Source organism: Pseudomonas macauensis, assembly GCF_047902425.1.
In the GTDB taxonomy this organism is placed as follows: domain Bacteria; phylum Pseudomonadota; class Gammaproteobacteria; order Pseudomonadales; family Pseudomonadaceae; genus Pseudomonas.
The window spans coordinates 4,472,532-4,494,082 of sequence record NZ_CP138377.1; the positions used below are offsets into that span (position 1 = coordinate 4,472,532).

General features: G+C 63.7%; 20 protein-coding genes. 4 read left to right on the forward strand and 16 right to left on the reverse strand.

All coding sequences use genetic code 11. The annotated features are described in order from the left end of the window. Positions 1-25: 25 nt before the first annotated feature. A complete protein-coding gene (gene fdxA, locus SD196_RS20440) occupies positions 26-349 on the forward strand; it encodes a ferredoxin FdxA (RefSeq protein ID WP_207885413.1) in 324 nt (107 codons plus the stop codon). Positions 350-793: 444 nt separating this feature from the next. Here fdxA and rpoS read toward each other — a convergent pair whose 3' ends face one another. From rpoS to SD196_RS20480, 8 genes are all read right to left on the reverse strand, one after another. Further along, the gene (gene rpoS, locus SD196_RS20445) at positions 794-1,798 is read right to left on the reverse strand and encodes an RNA polymerase sigma factor RpoS (protein ID WP_416310608.1); all 1,005 of its coding nucleotides are present in this window, start codon (positions 1,796-1,798) and stop codon (positions 794-796) included. Positions 1,799-1,893: 95 nt separating this feature from the next. Next, positions 1,894-2,748 (reverse strand): peptidoglycan DD-metalloendopeptidase family protein, encoded by an 855-nt coding sequence (locus SD196_RS20450; protein WP_416310609.1) that lies wholly within the window; start codon positions 2,746-2,748, stop codon positions 1,894-1,896. 70 nt (positions 2,749-2,818) lie between these two features. Beyond that, complete coding sequence (locus tag SD196_RS20455) at positions 2,819-3,454, reverse strand: protein-L-isoaspartate(D-aspartate) O-methyltransferase (protein WP_152224982.1); 636 nt, start codon at positions 3,452-3,454, stop codon at positions 2,819-2,821. 22 nt (positions 3,455-3,476) lie between these two features. Further along, complete coding sequence (surE, locus tag SD196_RS20460; RefSeq protein WP_275608214.1) at positions 3,477-4,235, reverse strand: 5'/3'-nucleotidase SurE; 759 nt, start codon at positions 4,233-4,235, stop codon at positions 3,477-3,479. Then, on the reverse strand, positions 4,223-5,281 hold the full coding sequence (gene truD, locus SD196_RS20465) for a tRNA pseudouridine(13) synthase TruD (protein WP_275608215.1): 1,059 nt from the start codon (positions 5,279-5,281) through the stop codon (positions 4,223-4,225). Before truD ends, surE begins: the two co-directional genes overlap by 13 nt. Then, positions 5,278-5,751, reverse strand: coding sequence for a 2-C-methyl-D-erythritol 2,4-cyclodiphosphate synthase (gene ispF / locus SD196_RS20470; protein WP_017521207.1), 474 nt, complete (start codon positions 5,749-5,751; stop codon positions 5,278-5,280). Before ispF ends, truD begins: the two co-directional genes overlap by 4 nt. A 59-nt stretch (positions 5,752-5,810) precedes the next feature. Then, on the reverse strand, positions 5,811-6,662 hold the full coding sequence (fghA, locus tag SD196_RS20475; protein ID WP_275608216.1) for an S-formylglutathione hydrolase: 852 nt from the start codon (positions 6,660-6,662) through the stop codon (positions 5,811-5,813). A 50-nt stretch (positions 6,663-6,712) separates the two neighbouring features. Then, positions 6,713-7,825 carry an S-(hydroxymethyl)glutathione dehydrogenase/class III alcohol dehydrogenase gene (locus tag SD196_RS20480; protein WP_275608217.1) on the reverse strand — a complete coding sequence of 371 codons (1,113 nt, stop codon included), beginning with the start codon at positions 7,823-7,825 and terminating at the stop codon, positions 6,713-6,715. 221 nt (positions 7,826-8,046) lie between these two features. Here SD196_RS20480 and SD196_RS20485 point away from each other — a divergent pair, with 221 nt between their 5' ends. From SD196_RS20485 to yedF, 3 genes are all read left to right on the forward strand, one after another. Continuing rightward, positions 8,047-8,940 carry a LysR substrate-binding domain-containing protein gene (locus SD196_RS20485; RefSeq protein WP_275608218.1) on the forward strand — a complete coding sequence of 298 codons (894 nt, stop codon included), beginning with the start codon at positions 8,047-8,049 and terminating at the stop codon, positions 8,938-8,940. A gap of 68 nt (positions 8,941-9,008) precedes the next feature. Further along, positions 9,009-10,235 carry a selenium metabolism membrane protein YedE/FdhT gene (yedE, locus tag SD196_RS20490; RefSeq protein ID WP_275608219.1) on the forward strand — a complete coding sequence of 409 codons (1,227 nt, stop codon included), beginning with the start codon at positions 9,009-9,011 and terminating at the stop codon, positions 10,233-10,235. Then, positions 10,201-10,449, forward strand: coding sequence for a sulfurtransferase-like selenium metabolism protein YedF (gene yedF / locus SD196_RS20495; RefSeq protein ID WP_275608220.1), 249 nt, complete (start codon positions 10,201-10,203; stop codon positions 10,447-10,449). The genes yedE and yedF overlap by 35 nt, the downstream gene beginning before the upstream one ends. Positions 10,450-10,522: 73 nt before the next feature. Here yedF and ispD read toward each other — a convergent pair whose 3' ends face one another. The 8 genes from ispD to dnaE form a co-directional block, all read right to left on the reverse strand. Continuing rightward, positions 10,523-11,221, reverse strand: a complete 699-nt coding sequence (gene ispD, locus SD196_RS20500) for a 2-C-methyl-D-erythritol 4-phosphate cytidylyltransferase (RefSeq protein WP_275608221.1) — start codon at positions 11,219-11,221, stop codon at positions 10,523-10,525. Next, positions 11,218-11,502, reverse strand: coding sequence for a cell division protein FtsB (ftsB, locus tag SD196_RS20505; RefSeq protein ID WP_017521200.1), 285 nt, complete (start codon positions 11,500-11,502; stop codon positions 11,218-11,220). Before ftsB ends, ispD begins: the two co-directional genes overlap by 4 nt. Positions 11,503-11,563: 61 nt before the next feature. Then, a complete protein-coding gene (eno, locus tag SD196_RS20510; protein ID WP_275608222.1) occupies positions 11,564-12,853 on the reverse strand; it encodes a phosphopyruvate hydratase in 1,290 nt (429 codons plus the stop codon). A gap of 48 nt (positions 12,854-12,901) precedes the next feature. Continuing rightward, the gene (gene kdsA / locus SD196_RS20515; protein WP_275608223.1) at positions 12,902-13,747 is read right to left on the reverse strand and encodes a 3-deoxy-8-phosphooctulonate synthase; all 846 of its coding nucleotides are present in this window, start codon (positions 13,745-13,747) and stop codon (positions 12,902-12,904) included. Between the two features lie 2 nt (positions 13,748-13,749). Continuing rightward, a complete protein-coding gene (locus SD196_RS20520; protein ID WP_275608224.1) occupies positions 13,750-15,378 on the reverse strand; it encodes a CTP synthase in 1,629 nt (542 codons plus the stop codon). A 171-nt stretch (positions 15,379-15,549) separates the two neighbouring features. Continuing rightward, positions 15,550-16,878, reverse strand: a complete 1,329-nt coding sequence (gene tilS / locus SD196_RS20525) for a tRNA lysidine(34) synthetase TilS (RefSeq protein ID WP_370599895.1) — start codon at positions 16,876-16,878, stop codon at positions 15,550-15,552. A 69-nt stretch (positions 16,879-16,947) separates the two neighbouring features. Continuing rightward, positions 16,948-17,898 (reverse strand): acetyl-CoA carboxylase carboxyl transferase subunit alpha, encoded by a 951-nt coding sequence (gene accA / locus SD196_RS20530; RefSeq protein WP_275608226.1) that lies wholly within the window; start codon positions 17,896-17,898, stop codon positions 16,948-16,950. Between the two features lie 115 nt (positions 17,899-18,013). Beyond that, positions 18,014-21,544 carry a DNA polymerase III subunit alpha gene (gene dnaE, locus SD196_RS20535; RefSeq protein WP_331316885.1) on the reverse strand — a complete coding sequence of 1,177 codons (3,531 nt, stop codon included), beginning with the start codon at positions 21,542-21,544 and terminating at the stop codon, positions 18,014-18,016. Positions 21,545-21,551 lie beyond the last annotated feature (7 nt).

Here is a 21,551-nt window from a genome sequence, read left to right on the forward strand (position 1 = left end):
GCCCGCCTGAGGAGAGAATTAGAAAATGACCTTCGTCGTCACCGACAACTGCATCAAGTGCAAATACACCGACTGCGTGGAAGTCTGCCCGGTCGACTGCTTCTACGAAGGCCCGAACTTCCTGGTCATTCACCCGGATGAGTGCATCGACTGCGCCCTGTGCGAACCGGAGTGCCCGGCCCAGGCGATCTTCTCCGAGGACGAAGTCCCGGATGGCATGCAGGAATTCATCGAGCTGAACAAGGATCTGGCCGACGTCTGGCCGAACATTACCGAGAAGAAGGATTCGCTGCCGGACGCTGAAGAGTGGGACGGCAAGCCGAACAAGTTGCAGCACCTGGAGCGCTGATCTCCATCGCTGGAACAAGAAAGGCCCGCCTCGCGCGGGCCTTTTCATTTCTGCTGCGGCACTTTTCTGCGGGCAAAAAAAGGGGCGGGATAACCCGCCCACTCTTTCTTCCCTAATTCATCATCCTGATGAATCGCCATCCTGCGATGTCCTGACCGGCATCCTTACCGGCCTGCGCCTTTCCGTGTACGCAGGAGTGATATTACTCGGCTCCCGCATCGCAGCAACTGAGGCATTCTGCCCCACGCACCCTCCTCTCACGCTGACGTAGAGCAATAAATTCTTTATAAAACAATAAGATAAAAAACAATGAAGCTTGGGCGAGCAGTATTTCAAGCTGAACGCTCACACGCCGTGTAAGCGAATGCTTACATCGCGGCGCATAAAAAAGCCCGGAATTATCCGGGCTTTTTCGAGGTCGACCGTTGTTACTGAAGCAAGGCGCTACTGGAACAAGGCGTCACTGGAGAGACCATTCTTCTCGAGGATCTCGCGCAGGCGCTTGAGTGCCTCGACCTGGATCTGGCGAACCCGCTCGCGGGTCAGGCCGATTTCCTGCCCAACCTCTTCCAGCGTGCTGCTTTCATGCCCGCGCAGGCCGAAGCGGCGAATCACCACCTCCCGCTGCTTGTCGGTCAGCTCCGACAACCACAGGTCGATGCTCTCGCTGAGATCATCATCCTGCAGCAGCTCGCAGGGATCGGTCGGCCGATCGTCCGTGAGCGTGTCGAGCAGCGTCTTGTCGGAATCCGGGCCCAGCGAGACGTCCACGGAGGTCACTCGCTCGTTGAGGCCGAGCATGCGCTTGACCTCGTCCACCGGCTTCTCGAGCAGGTTGGCGATTTCCTCGGGAGAAGGCTCGTGGTCCAGCTTCTGGGTCAGCTCGCGAGCCGCCCGCAGGTAGACGTTGAGTTCCTTGACCACATGGATCGGCAGGCGAATGGTGCGGGTCTGGTTCATGATGGCCCGTTCGATGGTCTGTCGAATCCACCAGGTCGCATAGGTGGAAAAGCGGAAGCCACGCTCCGGATCGAACTTTTCCACAGCCCGGATCAGCCCGAGGTTGCCCTCTTCGATCGGATCGAGCAGCGAGAGTCCGCGATTGACGTAGCGCCGCGCGATTTTCACCACCAGACGCAGGTTACTCTCGATCATTCTCCGCCGGCCGGCCGGATCGCCCCTCTGCGCCAGACGCGCAAAGTGGACTTCTTCTTCCGGGGTCAGCAGCGGCGAAAAGCCGATTTCATTCAGATACAGCTGCGTAGCGTCGAGCGCCCGCGTGTAGTCGATGTGCTTGTGTTGCTTGAGAGAGGAGAGTGCTGAGGCTTTGGGAGTGACTTGAAGCGATACCTGCTCTTCGGCAAGCGACTCTTCAAAAATGATGCCGGGCTCCAGAAGGAGCACTTCATCATCGACGTCAAACTCCGGCCCTTCTTTTTTAAGTGCCATGTCGTTATCCCTTGCTGAGTTCGACAACAAGCCCAGGTGCGTCCTTATCCTTAGGACACCAGGGCCCGCTCACCCACGCAGGGGAACAGCAAACGTCAACGACTTGGCAGGTATTGCAGAGGATCTACAGGCTTACCCTGGCGGCGAATCTCAAAGTGCAGCTTCACCCGGTCAGTCCCTGTGGAGCCCATCTCGGCAATGTTCTGCCCGACTTTGACCTGTTGCCCTTCCCGCACCAGCAACCTGCGGTTGTGACCGTAGGCGCTTACGTAGGTATCGCTGTGCTTGATGATCACGAGTTCGCCGTAGCCCCGCAAACCACTACCGGCGTACACAACCGTGCCATTGGACGCAGCCAAGACAGGCTGGCCCAATTGTCCGGCTATATCAATCCCTTTATTCAAACTGCCGTTTGATGCAAAACGCCCAATCAGAGTGCCATTAGTCGGCCATATCCAACCGCTCACACCACCGCCCGACGGAGCGGGAGTTGCAGCGCCCGCGCTGGCCTGCGACGAAGGCGCAACGGTCGAGGAGGTCGGTTTACTGGCGCTGGATGCCGTAGGAGTCGATTTATTGACAACCACCGGAGCGACGGGCGCAGTATTTTTGGCGACAGACGGTTGTACCGACGCCGGCCCACCATCGAAGCGGATCGATTGTCCGGGGCGGATGGTATAAGGCGCGTCAATATTGTTGCGTGCGGCCAGGGCTTTCCAGTCCCAGCCGTAGCGGAAGGCAATGGAATACAGGGTGTCACCGCGACGCACCACGTACTGCCCGCTGGTCACCGCCGGCTTGCGCGCAGAGGCGCCGCCGTCGACGACGGTGGTGCCGCTACGTGATGAGGTAGAACAGGCCGCCAGCAGAGAGCAAACGGCAATGGCCAGCACAGCGTGGCCCAGGCCCTTGATCCAGTTCCGTTGTCGCAGGGTCGCTGTCAAGCTCACCCATCCCCCTTATCCATGAATTACGTGCAGCCTGTTGGCCGATAGTGTATCCGCTGCCGCTTGGCTTGTTTCAGCCCAGCGGGCCGTTGAGCAGCGGAACGAAGCGTACGGAGTCCAGCACCTGGCGCTGGAAGCCATCCTCGGTGCGGACGATCAGCAACAGTTGCTGGACCTCGCCACCGCCCACCGGAATCACCAGTCGGCCGCCGGGCGCCAGCTGGTCCAGCAGAGCCTGCGGGACTTCAGCCGCTGCCGCGGTGACGATGATGCCATTGTAGGGAGCAAGGGCAGACCACCCTTCCCAGCCATCGCCCCAACGAAAGACAACATTTCGCAGGTTTAGCTCCGCAAGTCGCTCTTTCGCGCGATCCTGCAGCGCCTGGATGCGCTCGACAGAGAACACCCGCTCGACCAACTGTGACAGCACGGCTGTCTGGTATCCGGAGCCAGTTCCGATCTCCAGCACCTTGTCCAGGGGACCTGCCGCCAGCAGCAGCTCGGTCATCCGCGCCACCATGAAGGGCTGCGAGATGGTCTGGTTGTGCCCGATGGGCAGCGCGGTGTCTTCATAAGCGCGATGCGCCAGCGCCTCGTCGACGAACAGGTGGCGCGGCGTGCGGCGAATCACTTCAAGCACATGGGCGTTGGACAGACCTTCCTCGTACAAGCGCTGGATCAGCCGCTCGCGCGTACGCTGGGAGGTCATGCCAATACCTCGGCGGGACAATTCATTGGCCATGGTCGAGCCCTCCGATCCAATCGCCAAGGATATTGAACGCCTCGCGGAAGGTCCGGTCCATCTGCAGCGGCGTGATGGACACATAGCCTTGCATCACCGCATGGAAATCCGTGCCCTCTCCACCGTCCTCGGCGTCGCCGGCAGCGGCGATCCAGTAGCCTTCCTTGCCGCGCGGGTTGACCACCTTGACCGGAGCGGCAGCGCGGGCACGGTGACCCAGGCGAGTCAGCTGGATGCCCTTGATGCGATCGAGCGGGAGGTTGGGGATGTTCACGTTGAGCACGGTACGCGGCGGCAGGGCGAGCTGCTCATGGGACTCAACCAGCAGACGTGCGAAGTGCATCGCGGTGGGCAGGTTGTCCGTCAGGCGCGAGCACAGTGAAAAGGCGAACGCCGGGCGGGACAGGAAGCGTCCTTCCAGGGCAGCCGCCACGGTGCCGGAATAAAGCACGTCGTCCCCCAGGTTGGCGCCGAGGTTGATGCCCGACACGACCATGTCCGGCAGCTCGTCCAGCAGACCGTTCAGGCCCAGGTGCACGCAGTCGGTCGGCGTACCGTTGAGGCTGATGAAGCCATTGCCGAGGCGATGGGGATGCAGCGGCCGGTCCAGCGTAAGCGAGCTGCTTGCGCCGCTACGATCGGCTTCCGGGGCGATCACGACGCAGTCGGCATGATCGGACAGCGCGTCGTAAAGCGCGGCGATACCGGGTGCAGTGACCCCGTCGTCGTTGGCAATCAATATGCGCATGGGCTTTCCGTCTGCCCTGCCGGCACGAGTTCGATCAGCTCGCGCACGACCACGGTGGCGAAGCAGCCAGCCGGCAGGACGAATTCCAGTTGCAGAATGTCAGGGGCGGGATAATGCCATGCCAAGCTCGGGATGGGGAGGCGCAGAATGCGCCGTTCGTGCGCCAGGTCCGCACCGGCAAGCCACTGGCAAAGCGCCATATCCGCTTGCTGTACGCTGCGCTCGATGTCACCGGGCACGCCGGACGCCGGGGATTCGCCCTCGCCCCACATCGGCCCGGTGGGGTGCAGGTCCAGCACTGCCAGCCGAGGATCGGCACATTCCGCCTCGCCGGCCGGGAAGAAGCTGCGGCTGTCGGTGAAGGCGAGCAGGTCGCCGACCTGCGCCTGGTTCCAGGTGCCATCGGCCACGCGTTGGGCCAGCACCTGGTTGAACAGGTAGCTGCGCGCCGCCGAGAGCAGGCGCGAACGCATGTTGCGCTGCTCGGGCAGCTTGCCGCGCTCGGCGAAGCTTCGGGCATCGAAGACGTTGCCGCCGTCATGGCCGAAGCGTTGGGTGCCGAAGTAGTTGGGTACGCCGATGGCCGCGATGGCCTTAAGGCGCACCTCCAACTGCTCCCGGTCGGCCTGCAGCTCGGTGAGGCGCAGGGTGAAACCGTTGGCCGAATGCGCGCCTCGCTGCAGCTTGCGGCGATGGCGGTTGCGCTCAAGGATGCGCAGGCTGTCGTCTTCAGCGGCGGACAGATCCGGATCGGCCTTGCCCGGCAGGTGCAGGCTGAACCACTGGCGGGTCAGTGCCTGGCGATCCTTGAGGCCGGCGTAGCTGATCATCTTCACCGGCACGCCGGCGGCGCGAGCCAGGCGACGCGCCGCCTCTTCGGTGTTCAGGCCGCGTTTTTCCACCCACAGCCACAGGTGTTCGCCGTCACCCGCCAGCGGAATGTCCAGCACTTCGTCGACCTGGAAGTCCTCGGCCACGGCCTTCAATACACCATGCCCGCAAGGCTCCCCGTGGGCACGCGGCCCCAGCAGCTCCAGTTCGGTCATGCGCGGCTCAGCAGGGCGACAGCGTGTACCGCGATGCCCTCTTCACGGCCGGTGAAGCCTAGTTTCTCGGTAGTGGTCGCCTTGACGTTGACCTGGTCGAGCTCGACCTTCAGGTCCGCGGCGATGGTCTCGCGCATGGCCTGGATGTGCGGTGCCATCTTCGGCGCCTGGGCAATGATGGTGGTGTCGACGTTTTCCACCTTCCAGCCCTTGGCTTCCACCAGCGACAGCACGTGGCGCAGCAACACGCGGCTGTCAGCGCCCTTGAACTGCGGGTCGGTGTCGGGGAAATGCTTGCCGATATCGCCCAGTGCGCAGGCGCCCAGCAGCGCATCGGAAAGGGCATGCAGCAGCACGTCACCGTCGGAATGGGCGATCAGCCCGAACTTGTGGGGAATGCGCACGCCGCCGAGGGTGATGAAGTCGCCCTCGCCAAAGCGATGCACGTCGTAGCCATGTCCGATTCGCATGAAAAAACGCCCTGTTGGAGTCAGGGCGTCGATTCTACCGGATCGCTGGCGTCAGGGTGTCAGCCACAGAGCACCGCAGCGTGGTGGCGCAGGTGATCTTCGATGAAGCTCGCAATGAAGTAGTAGCTGTGGTCGTACCCCGGCTGCAGACGCAGCTCCAGCGGGTGCCCCACGGCCGCCGCCGCATCGCGCAAGGCTTCGGGCTTGAGCTGGACGGCGAGGAAGTCGTCCCGGTCGCCCTGGTCCACCAGGATCGGCAAGCGCTCGCTGGCGCCCGCCAGCAGTTCCACCGCATCCCACTCGCGCCATGCGGCCGGGTCTTCGCCGAGGTAACGGCCCAGCGCCTTCTGCCCCCAGGGGCAATCGCTCGGGTGGGTAATAGGCGCGAAGGCCGATAGCGACAGATAACGGCCCGGATTGCGCAGGGCGCAGATCAACGCGCCGTGGCCACCCATGGAGTGACCGGTGATACCGCGCCGCTGGGAAACCGGGAAATTGGCCTCGACCAGCGCAGGCAACTCCTGCACCACATAGTCGTGCATGCGGTAGTGACGCGCCCAGGGTTCCTGGGTAGCGTTGACGTAGAAGCCGGCACCCAGGCCGAAGTCCCAGGCGCCATCTGGGTCACCCGGCACTTCGGGGCCACGCGGGCTGGTATCCGGCGCTACGATCACCAGGCCCAGCTCAGCGGCCATGCGCTGGGCGCCAGCCTTCTGCATGAAGTTCTCGTCGGTGCAGGTCAGCCCGGACAGCCAGTAAAGCACCGGCAGCCCCGCCTCGGGTTCGGCCTGAGGCGGCAGGTAAACCGCGAAGACCATGTCGCAGCCGAGGGTTTCGGAGCGGTGGCGGTAGCGCTGATGCCAGCCGCCAAAGCTCTTCTGGCTGCTGATCAGTTCGATGGAATCCGTCATGGAGTCCTCCTTTTCCGTGAGGCCGGGGCCGCGAAGCCCCGGCCACTCGATCAGTAATGGATGACGGAGCGGATGCTCTTGCCTTCATGCATCAGGTCGAAGGCCTCGTTGATCTTCTCCAGACCCATGGTGTGGGTGATGAAGGTATCCAGCGGGATTTCGCCCTTCTGCGCCTTCTCCACGTAGCTCGGCAGCTCGGTGCGGCCCTTCACGCCACCGAAGGCGGAACCACGCCACACGCGGCCGGTGACCAGCTGGAACGGACGGGTGCTGATTTCCTGGCCGGCACCGGCCACGCCGATGATGGTGGATTCGCCCCAGCCCTTGTGGCAGCACTCCAGCGCCGCACGCATCAGTTGCACGTTGCCGACGCACTCGAAGGAGTAGTCCACGCCGCCGTCGGTCATTTCGACGATGACGTCCTGGATCGGCTTCTGGTGATCCTTCGGATTGACGAAGTCGGTGGCGCCCAGTTGCTTGGCGATGTCGAACTTGGCCGGGTTGATGTCGACGGCAATGATGCGCGAGGCCTTGGCCATCTTCGCGCCGATGATCGCCGCCAGGCCGATGCCGCCCAGACCGAAGATGGCGACGGTGGCGCCCTCTTCCACCTTGGCGGTGTTCAGCACCGCGCCGATGCCGGTGGTGACGCCGCAGCCGAGCAGGCAGACCTTCTCCAGCGGCGCTTCCTCGGGGATCTTGGCCAGGGAGATTTCCGGCAGCACGGTGTACTCGGAGAAAGTCGAGCAGCCCATGTAGTGATAGATCGGCTCGCCCTTGTAGGAGAAGCGGCTGGTGCCGTCGGGCATCAGGCCCTTGCCCTGGGTGGCGCGCACGGCCTGGCAGAGGTTGGTCTTGCCGGATTTGCAGAATTTGCACTCGCGACATTCAGCGGTGTACAGCGGGATCACATGGTCACCGACCTTCAGCGAGGTCACCCCCTCACCCACCGCCTCGACGATGCCACCGCCTTCGTGGCCGAGGATGCAAGGGAACACACCCTCGGAATCCTGACCGGACAGGGTGTAGGCGTCGGTATGGCAGACACCGGTGGCGACGATGCGTACCAGCACTTCGCCTTTCTTCGGCGGCGCCACATCGACTTCGACGATTTCCAACGGCTGGTTGGGAGCGAAGGCGACGGCGGCACGGGACTTGATCATCTGGAAACTCCTGAACGAAGGAAAACGACAACGCCCGCAGCAGCGCGGGCGGGGTTCGGCAGCGGGGCCGAGGAAACCGGCGACGAGGCAGTGCCACGTCGGAGATTGTCCGGGGCAGTTGGCGAAAAGCGCGCCCCAAAGCCTTAGAAGTGTAGAAAACCCCGTTTCAGGGAATAATCAGGCAATAATCAAAACATTATTGCCATACAGGGATAATCCAGATGCACCGCTGGGAAGGACTGGACGAATTCGTCGCCGTCGCCGAAACCGGCCAATTCACCGCCGCCGCCGAACGCCTGGGCGTGTCGTCGTCCCATGTCAGCCGTCAGGTGGCGCGACTGGAAGAACGCCTGCAGACCCGCCTGCTCTACCGCAATACCCGCAAGGTCACCCTGAGCGAGGCCGGGCAGACCTTCCTGCAACATTGCCGCCGTTTGCAGGATGCCCGCGAGGAAGCGCTGCGCGCGGTCAGCGACCTCTCCGCCGAGCCCAAGGGCCTGCTGCGCATGACCTGCGCGGTGGCCTATGGCGAACGCTTCGTGGTGCCGCTGGTGAACGAGTTCATGGCGCAGTTTCCGCAACTGCGGGTGGAGATCGAGCTGTCCAACCGCCAGCTCGACCTGCTGCACGAAGGTTTCGACCTGGCGATTCGCCTGGGACGCCTGAGCGACTCGCGGCTGGTGGCGACCCGCCTGGCGCCGAGGGTGATGTACCTGTGCGCCACCCCGGAATACCTGGCGCGCCACGGCTCGCCGCAGAGCGTCGCGGAACTGGCGCAGCACAATTGTCTGGTGGGCAGCAGCGACCAGTGGAGCTTCCTCGAGGATGGCCGGGAAACCCAGCACCGGGTGCAGGGCAACTGGCGCTGCAACAGCGGCCAGGCGGTGCTCGATGCGGTGCTGCGCGGCTTCGGCCTGTGCCAGCTGCCGGACTACTACGTACTGGAACATCTGCGCAGCGGCCGCCTGCTGTCCCTGCTGGAAGCACACCAGCCGCCGAATACCGGAGTCTGGGCACTTTATCCACAGCAGCGGCACCTGTCGCCCAAGGTCCGGCAACTGGTGGATCATCTGAAGGACGGTTTGCAGCACCTGCAGCCGTCCCCGTTGCCCTGACGCAAGCACCGAACAGTCGCCTTGGCTAGAATGGGCGGTTTTCCACCCTTCGGTTCAAGGACGACGAGATGTCAGCCCTTTCTTCCTTCCGTGAGCGCTATCTCCTGCGCTTCTGGTCGCCACTGCCGACGCTGATCGCCCTCGGCGTCGCGTCCGCCTATTACTTCGCCATGACCGGCACCTTCTGGGCCGTCACCGGCGAGTTCACCCGCTGGGGCGGCCATGTACTGTCCTGGTTCGGACTCCAGCCACAGGAGTGGAGCTACTTCAAGATCATCGGCCTGCAGGGTACGCCGCTGGATCGCATCGATGGCGTGATGATCATCGGCATGTTCCTCGGCGCTCTGGTCTGCGCGCTCTGGGCCGGCAACGTCAGCCTGCGCTGGCCGACCAGCAAGCGGCGCCTGCTGCAGGGTCTGATCGGCGGGGTGATCGCCGGCTTTGGCGCGCGCCTGGCGATGGGCTGCAACCTGGCGGCCTTCTTCACCGGCATTCCGATGTTCTCGGTGCACGCCTGGGCCTTCATGTTCTCCACCGTGATCGGCGCCTGGTTCGGGGTGAAGATCAGCCTGCTGCCTTTCCTGCGCATTCCGCTGAAAGTCGGCGGCAAGGCCGCGGCACTGCCAAGCGCCGAAGCCCTGGCCCGCCGCGCCAAACTGCAATGGCGCCTTGGACTGGCCGTGCTGGCGATCGCCGCGCTGTTCGCTGCCTGGCGCTTCGAAGTTTCCCTGGTGCTGGGCATGGCCTGCCTGTTCGGCCTGTTGTTCGGTGGCCTGATCGAGCGCGCGCAGATCTGCTTTACCAGCGCCGCCCGCGATCTCTGGACCACCGGTCGCACCCAGGCGGCGCTGGGCATCCTGCTGGGCATGGCGGCCGCCTGCGTCGGCACCTTCGCCGCGATCCACAATGGCCTGCCGCCGAAGATCTTCTGGATGGGCCCGAACGCCGTGATCGGTGGCGTGCTGTTCGGCATCGGCATCGTGCTGGCCGGCGGCTGCGAGACCGGCTGGATGTATCGCTCGATGGAAGGCCAAGTGCACTTCTGGGTGGTCGGCGTCGGCAACGTGATCGGCGGTACGCTGGTCGCGGTGTTCTGGGACCAGTTGGGCACCAGCCTCGCCCTGCCTTATCCCAAGCTCAACCTGCTGCAGGCGTTCGGTCCCGGTGGCGGCTTGCTGGTTACCTTCGCAGGCCTTGCCCTGTGCATGCTGCTGGTGCAGCTCAACGCCCAACGATTTACCCGAAAACGGAAAGTCTCCAATGCCCAAAACCAAGACGCCGACGCTGTCGCTTGATCTGCGCGGCGAACACTGCCCGTACAACGCCATCGCCACCCTGGAAACCCTGGAGACGCTCAAGCCGGGTGATCTGCTGGAGGTGATCACCGACTGTTCGCAGTCGGTGCATGGCATTCCGGAAGACACCCAGCGCCATGGCTACCATTGCCTGGCGGTGGAGCAGCACGGAGCGCTGTTCCGCTTCCTGATCGAGGTCCCGCTGCTGGGCTGAACGGCTCTTTGTAGGAGCGAGCTTGCTCGCGAACGGCATTCACGAGCAAGCTCGCTCCTACAGGGATACGGGATCAGTGCTTGGCGAAGTTACGCTGCAAGCGCTGCAGGTCTTCCGGAGTGGTGACCTTGATGTTGTCCACCCGTCCTTCCACCATGCGCGGCGCATAGCCCGCCCACTCCATGGCCGAGGCTTCGTCGGTGATGGCCGCGTCGGCCACCAGCGCGTCGGCAAGCGCGCGGTGCAGCGCGCCCAGGCGGAACATCTGCGGGGTGTAGGCCTGCCAGACCACGCTACGGTCGATGGTTTCGAGCACGCGGCCGTCGGCGCCGACGCGCTTCAGAGTATCCCGCGCGGGCACGCCGAGCAGGCCACCTACCGCGTCATTGCCCAGCTCATCCAGCAGGCGGTCGAGATCGGTACGCGCCAGGTTCGGTCGGGCGGCGTCATGCACCAGCACCCAATCGTCGGAAGCAGCGCCGAGTTCAGTCAGGCGCAGCAAGCCATTGAGCACGGAATCGGCGCGCTCGCGGCCGCCTTCAGCACGCTGGATCAGCTCATTGGAGGCGCTGGGCAGGGTCGGCCACCAGGGATCGTCAGCGGCCAGGCACACCACCAGGCCCTTGAGCCGGGGATGGCCAAGGAAACAGTCGAGGGTACGTTCGAGAATGCTGCGACCGGCAAGGTCGAGGTATTGCTTGGGGCGGTCGGCGCGCATCCGCGAACCGATGCCAGCGGCCGGGATCACGGCCCAGAAGGCGGGAGTGGTCATTGCGCGAGCTGGTAGAGGGTTTCCTTGTCCTTGACCATGCCGAGCTCGTGGCGGGCACGTTCCTCGACCGTCTCGGTGCCTTTCTTGAGCTCGGCCACTTCGGCCTCGAGGATGCGGTTACGTTCGAGCAGGCGCTCGTTCTCGCCCTGCTGGTCGGCGATCTGCTTTTGCAGGTCGCGCACCTGCGCCAGGCTGCCATCACCTACCCACAGGCGATACTGCAAGCCGGCCAGCGCCAGAATCAGCACGACGAACAGCCAATAAGGGCTACGTAACCTCAAACCATCAGCTCCATATGCAAAGGGGTGGCTCCTGCCACCCCTTCACCGTACCAGACTAGGATCAGCCGCGGAATTCCGCGCGACCACGGTACGGCGCCTTGGCGCCCAGTTGCTCTTCGATGCGCAGCAGCTGGTTGTACTTGGAAACGCGGTCGGAGCGGCACAGGGAGCCAGTCTTGATCTGACCAGCGGCGGTGCCGACGGCCAGGTCAGCGATGGTGCTGTCCTCGGTTTCGCCCGAACGGTGCGAGATCACCGCGGTGAAGCCGGCGGCCTTGGCCATCTGGATGGCTTCCAGGGTCTCGGTCAGCGAGCCGATCTGATTGAACTTGATCAGGATCGAGTTGCCGATCTTCTCTTCGATGCCGCGCTTGAGGATCTTGGTGTTGGTCACGAACAGGTCGTCACCGACCAGTTGCACCTTCTCACCGATCTTGTCGGTCAGGACTTTCCAGCCAGCCCAGTCGGACTCGTCCATGCCGTCTTCGATGGAGATGATCGGGTAGCGCTGGGTCAGGCCGGCCAGGTAGTCGGCGAAACCTTCAGCGCTGAACACCTTGCCTTCACCTTCAAGGTCATACTGGCCGTCCTTGAAGAACTCGGAGGAGGCGCAGTCCAGGGCCAGGGTCACGTCTTCGCCCAGCTTGTAACCAGCGTTGGCGACGGCTTCGGCGATGGCGGCCAGGGCATCTTCGTTGGAAGCCAGGTTCGGCGCGAAGCCACCTTCGTCACCCACGGCGGTGTTCAGGCCACGGGCCTTCAGCACGGCTTTGAGGTGATGGAAGATTTCGGCGCCCATGCGCAGCGCGTCGGCGAAGTTCTTGGCGCCAACCGGCTGAACCATGAACTCCTGGATGTCGACGTTGTTATCGGCGTGCTCGCCGCCGTTGATGATGTTCATCATCGGAACCGGCATGGAGTACTGGCCCGGGGTGCCGTTCAGATCAGCGATGTGCGCGTACAGCGGCACGCCCTTGGCCTGAGCGGCAGCCTTGGCGGCAGCCAGGGACACGGCCAGGATGGCGTTGGCGCCCAGCTTGCCTTTGTTCTCGGTGCCGTCGAGATCGATCATCGCGTGATCCAGACCTTTCTGGTCAGCCGCGTCCTTGCCCAGCAGCAAGTCGCGGATCGGGCCGTTGATGTTGGCCACGGCCTTCAGCACGCCCTTGCCCAGGTAACGGCTCTTGTCGCCATCGCGCAGTTCGAGAGCCTCACGGGAACCGGTGGATGCACCGGACGGGGCGCAGGCGCTGCCGACGATGCCGTTGTCCAGGATCACGTCCGCTTCAACGGTCGGGTTGCCGCGGGAGTCCAGGACCTCACGGCCCTTGATGTCGACGATCTTTGCCATTCTTGATAACACTCCGAAGATAGAGATAAACGGGGCGGCTGGTGAGACTCAGGCGGTCTCGATGGTGGGGAAACTCTTGACCAGGTCGTCCAGCTGCTTGAGCTGGGACAGGAAAGGCTCGAGCTTGTTCAGGCGCAGGGCGCACGGGCCGTCGCATTTCGCGTTCTCAGGGTCCGGGTGGGCCTCCAGGAACAGGCCGGCCAGACCTTGGCTCATGCCGGCCTTGGCCAGGTCGGTGACCTGGGCGCGGCGGCCGCCGGCGGAATCGGCGCGACCGCCCGGCATCTGCAGGGCGTGGGTCACGTCGAAGAACACCGGGTACTCGAACTGCTTCATGATGCCGAAGCCGAGCATATCCACCACCAGGTTGTTGTACCCGAAGGAGGAGCCACGCTCGCAGAGGATCAGCTGGTCGTTACCCGCCTCCTCGCACTTGCGCAGGATGTGCTTCATCTCCTGCGGCGCGAGGAACTGGGCCTTCTTGATGTTGATCACCGCGTTGGTCTTGGCCATGGCCACGACCAGGTCGGTCTGCCGGGACAGGAAGGCCGGCAGTTGGATGATGTCGCAGACCTCGGCCACCGGAGCGGCCTGGTAGGGCTCATGCACATCGGTGATGACCGGTACGTTGAAGGTCTTCTTGATCTCTTCGAAGATCTTCAGCCCCTCTTCCATGCCTGGACCACGGAACGAGGTGATCGAGGAACGGTTGGCCTTGTCGAAGCTGGCCTTGAATACGTAGGGGATGCCCAGTTTCTGGGTAACCGTCACGTACTCTTCGCAGACCTGCATCGCCAGGTCGCGCGACTCCAGCACGTTCATGCCGCCGAACAGCACGAACGGCAGGTCGTTGCCGATCTGGATATCACCGACGCGGATGATCTTCTGGGTCATGCTCAGGCCTTCCCGGCTTGCTTCAGCGCAGCGTTGACGAAGCCGCTGAACAGCGGGTGACCATCACGCGGGGTGGAAGTGAATTCCGGGTGGAACTGGCAGGCAACGAACCACGGATGATCCGGAGCCTCGACCACTTCGACCAGCGCGCCGTCACCGGAGCGGCCGGAAATCTTCAGGCCGGCGGCTTCCAGTTGCGGACGCAGGTTGTTGTTCACTTCGTAACGGTGGCGGTGACGCTCGACGATCACGTCCTTGCCGTAGCAGTCGTGCACCAGAGTGCCGGCCTGCAGCAGGCATTCCTGGGCGCCCAGGCGCATGGTGCCGCCCAGGTCGGAAGCCTCGGTGCGCACTTCGGTGGCGCCGGTGGCGTCCTGCCATTCGGTGATCAGGCCGACGACCGGGTGGCCGCTGGACTTGTCGAACTCGGTGGAGTTGGCATCGGTCCAGCCCAGCACGTTGCGGGCGTACTCGATGACGGCCACCTGCATGCCCAGGCAGATGCCCAGGTACGGAACCTTGTTCTCACGGGCGTACTGCACGGCGGTGATCTTGCCTTCCACGCCGCGCAGGCCGAAGCCGCCCGGAACCAGGATGGCGTCGGCGCCTTCGAGCAGGCTGGTGCCCTGCTGCTCGATGTCTTCGGAGTCGATGTAGCGCAGGTTGACCTTGGTGCGGCTCTGGATGCCGGCGTGGGTCATGGCTTCGATCAGCGACTTGTAGGCGTCGAGCAGTTCCATGTACTTGCCGACCATGGCGATGGTGACTTCACGCTCAGGATTGAGCTTGGCGTCGACCACGCGGTCCCACTCGGACAGGTCGGCCGGGCCGCACTCCAGGCCGAAGCGCTCGACGACGAAGTCATCGACGCCCTGGGCGTGCAGTACGGACGGAATGCGGTAGATGGTGTCGACGTCTTCCAACGAGATGACCGCGCGCTCTTCCACGTTGGTGAAGAGGGCAATCTTGCGGCGGGAGGACACGTCCACCGGATGATCGGAGCGGCAGACCAGGATGTCCGGCTGCAGGCCGATGGAGCGCAGCTCCTTGACCGAGTGCTGGGTCGGCTTGGTCTTGGTTTCGCCGGCGGTGGCGATGTACGGGACCAGCGTCAGGTGCATCAGCATGGCGCGGCGCGAACCGATCTCCACGCGCAGCTGGCGGATGGCCTCGAGGAAGGGTTGCGACTCGATGTCACCCACGGTGCCACCGACTTCCACCAGGGCCACGTCGGCATCGCCGGCGCCCTTGATGATGCGACGCTTGATCTCGTCGGTGATGTGCGGGATCACCTGCACGGTGGCGCCCAGGTAGTCGCCGCGGCGCTCCTTGCGCAGCACGTCCATGTAGACGCGGCCGGTGGTGAAGTTGTTGTTCTGGGTCATCGTGGTGCGCACGAAACGCTCGTAGTGGCCCAGGTCGAGGTCGGTCTCAGCGCCGTCGTGGGTGACGAACACCTCACCGTGCTGGAACGGGCTCATGGTGCCCGGATCGACGTTGATATAGGGGTCCAGCTTGAGCATCGTGATCTTCAAGCCACGCGCTTCCAGAATGGCAGCCAAGGAAGCCGAGGCGATGCCTTTCCCCAATGAAGAAACAACACCACCCGTGACGAAGATGTAGCGCGTCATGAAAAGCCCTGAATGTCAGCGTTTAGGCGGCTCGGCCGCCGGGGAAGCGAAGGTGTCGGGTCTGGGACCCGGCTCACGACTTCGTCGTGAAAATAGCGAACTCCCGCTGATTCCACAGGGGATCGGCAGGAGCGATATAAGACGGGAGCGTAGTCTACCGGAAAGCGGCTATCAGCTCAAACCCGAGTCATTCGTCGGAGGTACCCAGCACAGGGTCCATGACGGGCATTCCTCGGCTCGCAGCTCCGGCAACAGCGCCACTCCCAGCAGTTCGTCGGCTCGCCAGAGCAGCGGCAGGCGGCCACGGAGAAAGGCCGGAATGCCGGCCTCGTTGAGCAGGCGCTTGAGATCGCGGCGGCCACGGCCGGGTAATGCCAGGACCTCCCCGCCCTGCCGGTAACGGACCTCCAGCAGCCCGAGCGGCGGCTCGCCCTCGAAGTGCAACGAGCCATTTCCGGGCAGCGCCAATGATTGAGAAGCATCCACCCAGGGCTGCGCTTGCGGTGCGAAGGCCAGCCAAGCATGCGAGAGCCACCAGAGCCGGCCATTGGCGCGGCGCAGCTCACCGTCGGCGAGGCGCCAGACCGGTTCTGCGTCCGCCCGGGCATCACGCAGATCCCGCCAGCCGGCCCAGTGCGCGCTGTCGGGCAAGCGCGCGAGAGAGGCGAACCAATGGCGCAGGGCATTGCGCTGGCGCGACTCGCTCAGGGAGGACAGCGGCGCGATCGCCAGGGAAGGTAGTGGCATCCCCCGGTAATGCCTCTGTTGGTCCGCCGCTATCAGGTCGGATTGCGCCAACTCCGCCAGCAGATCGTCGGCCTCCGCCAGATGTTCGGCACTGCGGGCGATAGTTTCACTCGCCGCTGGCCAGCGGCGCGCAATAACCGGTAGCACCTGGTTGCGCAGGTAATTGCGGTCGTAATCGTCGCAGGCATTGGAGGGGTCCTCCACCCAGGCCAGACCGTGGCTGCGGGCATAGCGCTCAATCTCGTCGCGGGAGACGCCCAACAGCGGGCGCAGCAGGAGCCCGGCTCCCAGTGGACGGCAGGCAGACATCCCCGCCAGACCGCGCACACCAGAGCCACGGAACAGGCGGAACAGTACGGTCTCCACCTGGTCGTCACGGTGCTGCCCGGTCAGCAGGCACTCCCCTGCTCCCAGCATCGCCGTGAATGCAGCATAGCGAGCCTCCCGAGCGGCCCGCTCCAGACTGGCGCCGTCGTCCACCCGCACATATTCGACGCGCAACGGCACACCCAGCACATCGCAAAACCGCTGACAGTGCTCCGGCCAGGCGTCGGCGACAGCCTGCAGGCCGTGATGGACATGAATGGCAGAAATCGGCGGCAACGGCTCGCGACGAGCGAGTTGTACCAACAGATGCAGGAGAACGGTGGAATCAAGCCCACCAGACAATGCCACGCGCCACGCCGGCGCGCAGCGCCAGGGTGCAAGCGCAGCTAGAAGTCGGTTTTCCAGAGACAAGGAGTCAAGGGACATGGCGCAGGAAGACGGGACGGATGACGAGGCAAGGATACCTCGTCATCCGCGCTGCGCCGAAGGCGTCGATCAGGCGACGCCGTAGCTCATCAGGCGCTCGTAGCGGCGCGCCAGCAGCTCTTCGGTGCTCAGTTGCTTGAGAACATCCAACTGGCCGAGCAGGGCCTTGCGGATCGACTGGGACATCGCGGCCGGGTCGCGGTGGGCGCTGCCCAGCGGCTCGGGGATGATGTTGTCGACGATACCCAGGTCCTTCAGGCGGCTGGCGGTGATGCCCATGGCCTCAGCGGCTTCCGGTGCCTTCTCGGCGGTACGCCAGAGGATCGAGGCGCAACCCTCGGGCGAGATCACCGCGTAGGTGGAGTACTGCAGCATGTTCAACTGGTCGCACACGCCAATAGCCAGTGCGCCGCCGGAACCGCCTTCGCCAATCACGGTGGCGATGATCGGGGTCTTCAGGCGCGCCATGACACGCAGGTTCCAGGCGATAGCCTCGCTCTGGCCGCGCTCTTCGGCATCGATGCCTGGGTAGGCGCCGGGGGTGTCGATGAAGGTCAGGATCGGCATCTTGAAGCGCTCGGCCATTTCCATCAGGCGGCAGGCCTTGCGGTAGCCTTCCGGACGCGGCATGCCGAAGTTGCGGCGTACCTTCTCGCGCACTTCGCGGCCCTTCTGGTGACCGATGATCATCACCGGCTGGTCTTCCAGACGGGCAACGCCACCGACGATAGCCGCGTCATCGGCGAAATGACGGTCGCCGTGCAGCTCTTCGAACTCGGTGAAGATGTGTTCGATGTAATCGAGGGTGTAGGGGCGACGCGGATGACGCGCGAGCTGGGCGATCTGCCAGCTGGACAGGTTACCGAAGATGTTCTCGGTCAGCGCCTTGCTCTTCTCCTGCAGACGGGAGATTTCGTCGGTGATGTTCAGGGCGTTGTCGTTACCGACCAGGCGCAGCTCTTCGATCTTGGCGTGCAGGTCGGCAATGGGCTGTTCGAAATCGAGAAAATTCGGGTTCATGGGCTATCCGTCGTTCTGTTGGCGGCAGGGCCTGGTCCGTTAGGCGCCCTACCTTACGGTATCGGGCGCCAAGGGTCGAGACTGGCGGGCGGGCGGCCTATGGCCACCGACCTCACTAGCGGTAGTTCAGGAAGACGTTGTCGCGGCCGAACTGGTCACGCAACGCTTGAATCAGGTTGTCCGCGGGGTCGATCCGCCACTGTTCGCCGAACTGCAGCAAGGCGCGCGCCTGCTCGCCACTGTAGTCGACAGTGACCGGGCAACTGCCGCGATGACGGGTGCAGAGGTCAGCCAGCCAGCGCAGGCGGTCACCTTTGAGCGCGTCCGCGTGCACTTTCACCCGCAAGCTCTCCGCTAGCGAGGTGCGCGCCTCTTCCAGGCCCATCACGCGCTTGGCGCGCAGGCGCAAGCCACCGGAGAAATCGTCCTGGCTGACTTCGCCTTCGATCACCACCAGCGCATCGGTCTGCAACAGCGCCTGGTTGGCGGCGAAGGCTTCGGCGAACAACGAGGCCTCGATACGCCCGGAGCGGTCGTCCAGGGTCACGAAGCCCATCTTGTCGCCACGCTTGTTCTTCATTACCCGCAGGTTGACGATCAGCCCGGCGACGGTCTGGGTATCGCGCGCGGGCTTGAGCTCGACGATGCGCTGGCGGGCGAAACGCCGCACTTCACCTTCGTACTCGTCGATCGGGTGACCGGTCAGGTACAGGCCGAGGGTGTCCTTCTCGCCCTTCAGGCGCTCCTTGAGGTTGAGCGCCTTGACCTTGCGGTGGTTGGCGTAGACATCGGCCTCGGGCTCGGCGAAGACGCCGCCGAACAGGTCCATGTGGCCGCTGTCGTGGCTGCGTGAGGTCTGCTCGGCGGCCTTCACGGCTTCTTCCATGGACGCCAGCAATACGGCGCGATTGATGTCGACGTGGGCGTGGTAGGCCTTGGGCTCGTCATGGAAGTGCGGACCGAGGCGATCCAGCGCACCGGCACGGATCAACGCTTCCAGGGTGCGTTTGTTGACGCGCTTGAGGTCGATGCGGTCGCAGAAGTCGAACAGGGTCTTGAACGGACCGCCTTCGTTGCGGCACTCGGTGATAGCTTCCACCGGACCTTCGCCGACGCCCTTGATCGCACCCAGGCCGTAGACGATCTGATCATCGTCATCCACGGTGAAGCGGAATTCGGAGTTGTTCACGTCCGGAGCAAGGATGCGCAGCTTCATGTGGCGGCACTCTTCGATGAGCGTCACCACCTTGTCGGTGTTCTGCATATCCGCGGTGAGTACCGCAGCCATGAACGGGGCTTTCCAGTGGGTCTTCAACCAGGCGGTCTGGTACGACACCAGGCCGTAGGCGGCGGAGTGCGACTTGTTGAAGCCGTAGCCGGCGAACTTTTCCACCAGGTCAAAGATGTTGCCCGCGAGGTTCGCGTCGATACCGTTATTCGCGCAGCCCTCGATGAAGCCGCCGCGCTGTTTGGCCATCTCCTCGGGCTTTTTCTTACCCATGGCGCGACGCAGCATGTCCGCGCCGCCGAGGGTGTAGCCCGCCATCACCTGGGCGATCTGCATCACCTGCTCCTGGTACAGGATGATGCCGTAGGTGGGCTTGAGCACCGGTTCGAGGCCAGCGTACTGGTAATCCGGGTGCGGGTAGGAGATTTCCTCGCGGCCGTGCTTACGATTGATGAAGTCGTCCACCATGCCCGACTGCAGCGGACCGGGACGGAACAGCGCCACCAGTGCGATGAGGTCTTCCAGGCAGTCCGGCTTGAGCTTCTTGATCAGCTCCTTCATGCCGCGCGATTCAAGCTGGAAGACCGCAGTGGTTTCCGCCTTCTGCAGCAAGTCGTAGGTTTTCTTGTCGTCCAGCGGGATGCGGTCAATGTCGACCAACTCGGTCTCGCCGGCTTTCTGCTGTTTGCGATGAATGATCTCCATCGCCCACTTGATGATGGTCAAGGTACGCAGGCCGAGGAAGTCGAACTTCACCAGGCCCGCGGCTTCCACATCGTCCTTGTCGAACTGGGTCACCAGGCCCGCGCCCTCTTCGTCACAGGCGATGGGGGCGAAGTCGGTCAGCTTGGTCGGCGCGATCACCACACCACCGGCGTGCTTACCGGTACCGCGGGTTACACCTTCGAGCTTGAGCGCCATGTCCCAGATTTCCTGGGCTTCCTCGTCGGACTTGAGGAAGTCGCGGAGCATCTCTTCCTGCTCGTAGGCCTTTTCCAGGGTCATGCCCACTTCGAAGGGAATCATCTTCGACAGCTTGTCGGCCAGGCCGTAGGACTTGCCCTGCACCCGCGCCACGTCGCGCACCACCGCCTTCGCGGCCATGGAGCCGAAGGTGATGATCTGGCTCACGGCGTTACGGCCGTACGCACCGGCCACGTAGTCGATCACCCGGTCGCGGCCTTCCATGCAGAAGTCGACGTCGAAGTCGGGCATGGAAATACGTTCGGGGTTGAGGAAACGTTCGAACAGCAGGTCATATGCCAGCGGATCGAGGTCGGTGATCTTGAGCACGTAGGCGACCAGCGAGCCGGCGCCCGAACCCCGGCCGGGGCCTACCGGCACGCCGTTGTTCTTGGCCCACTTGATGAAGTCCATCACGATCAGGAAGTAGCCGGGGAAACCCATCTGGATGATGGTGCCTAGCTCGAATTCCAGGCGATCGACGTAGATCTGCCGCTTCTCTTCGTAATTGGGCGTGGTTTCCTTCGGCCAGAGCACCGCTAGGCGCTCCTCCAGGCCCTCGTAGGAGACATGGCGCAGGTACTGGTTGATGTCCATGTCGTCGTAGGGGATCGGGAAGTTGGGCAGGAAGTACTTGCCCAGCTGCACGTCGATGTTGCAGCGCTTGGCGATCTCGACGGAGTTTTCCAGCGCTTCGGGGATATCGCTGAACAGCTCGGCCATTTCCGCCGGGCTCTTCAGATACTGCTGATCGGAATAGTTGCGCGAGCGGCGCGGATCATCCAGCGCACGGCCTTCGCCGATGCACACGCGGGTTTCGTGGGCCTCGAAGTCGTCCTGCTTGATGAAGCGCACGTCGTTGGTCGCCACCAGCGGCGCACCGCTGCGCTCGGCCAGGGCCACGGCGGCGTGCACGTGCTCTTCGTCGTTGACCCGGTTGGTGCGCTGGATATCCAGGTAGAAGCGGTCCGGAAAGACTTCCAGCCACTCGGCCAGCAGCGAGTCCGCCAGGGCGTTGTCGCCTTCCAGCAACGCCATGCCGATCTCGCCTTCCTTCGAGCCGGACAGCGCGATCAGGCCTTCGGCCGCTTCCTTCACCCACTCCCGCTCGATGATGATCTCGCCGTTGCGCTGGCCTTCCTGCCAGCCACGGGAGATCAGCTCGGTCAGGTTGCGGTAGCCCTTGGCGTTCATCGCCAGCAAGGTCAGGCGAGTGAGCGGACCGTCGTCATCGCGGTTCGCCAGCCAGATGTCGGCACCGCAGATCGGCTTGATACCGCCGCCCATGGCCGTCTTGTAGAACTTCACCAGCGAGCACATGTTGCTCAGGTCGGTCACCGCCACCGCCGGCATCCCCGAACCCGCCACCGCCTTGATCAGCGGCTTGACCCGTACCAGGCCGTCGACCAGGGAGAATTCGGTGTGCAGACGCAGGTGAACGAAGGTGGCGGTCATGGTGGTC